The organism is Methylobacterium crusticola (assembly GCF_003574465.1).
In the GTDB taxonomy this organism is placed as follows: Bacteria; Pseudomonadota; Alphaproteobacteria; order Rhizobiales; family Beijerinckiaceae; genus Methylobacterium; species Methylobacterium crusticola.
Map to the genome: position 1 here is coordinate 1 of NZ_QOWC01000491.1, position 887 is coordinate 887.

At 80.8% G+C, this 887-nt stretch carries 1 protein-coding gene and 1 pseudogene; both read left to right on the forward strand.

The features are described 5' to 3' along the window. On the forward strand, window positions 1–482 hold a 482-nt coding region (locus DT057_RS35070), incomplete at its 5' end, for a uroporphyrinogen-III synthase (RefSeq protein WP_203236472.1). Window positions 483–603: 121 nt separating this feature from the next. Then, window positions 604–887: pseudogene (locus DT057_RS36350) on the forward strand (hypothetical protein); the annotation flags it as partial.

Genomic DNA, 887 nt, shown 5'->3' on the forward strand with positions numbered 1-887 from the left:
TGGCGCCCGGCGCGCGCCTCCTCCACGCGGCCGGCCGCGAGCGCAAGCCCGAGCCCGCCGCCACGCTGGCGGCCGCCGGCTACCGGGTGACGGCCTGGACGGCCTACGCGGCCCGGCCCGTGCCGGCCCTGCCGGCGCCCGTCGACGGGGCCCTGGCGGCGGGGGGCCTCGACGCCGCCCTGCACTATTCCCGCCGCAGCGCCGCGACCGCGCTCGGGCTCGCCCGGGCGGCCGGCCGGGGACAGGCCTTCGCGCGCCTCGCGCATCACTGCCTGTCCGCCGACGTCGCCCACCCCCTGGTCGCGGCCGGCATCCTGTCCCATTTCGTCGCGGCGCGCCCGGACGAGGACAGCCTCCTCGCCGGTCTCGCGCCGTCGGCCCCGCCCGCCTGCCGCCACGACCCCGAGACCGGCCGGCGGGGCGGGCCACCCGCCGCCCTCGCCGCACCGCCGGGCCTTCGCCAAGGCGGGAAGCGATGTTAAGGGACGTTGAATCAGTAGGCGGCCCGGGCGGGACCTTCCCGCCGCCGGGCCGCGGCCCCGTCGGGCCCGAGGCAGCCGGCAGGCTCGCCCCGGCCCGGCGCAGTCGTGAGGATCTTCGGCCGTGACTCCATCCGACAAGGACCAGAAGGATTCCCGCAACCGGCCGGGCGGACGCGGCGGCAACCCTGCGGATGGGCCGATCATCGACCTGAAGGCCAACCGCACCGGCGAGACCGGCCCGAAGCCCGGCGCGCCCGGTGCCCCGCCCAGGCCCGGCGACAGGCCCGCCGAGGCCGCGCGGCCGGGGGAGCCGCCCAAAGCCCCGGGCGCCCCGCAGGCCACGCCGCCGCGGCCGCCGGGCAGCCCGGCGGCGGGCCCGTCGAGCCCGTCGAGCCCGTCGAGCCC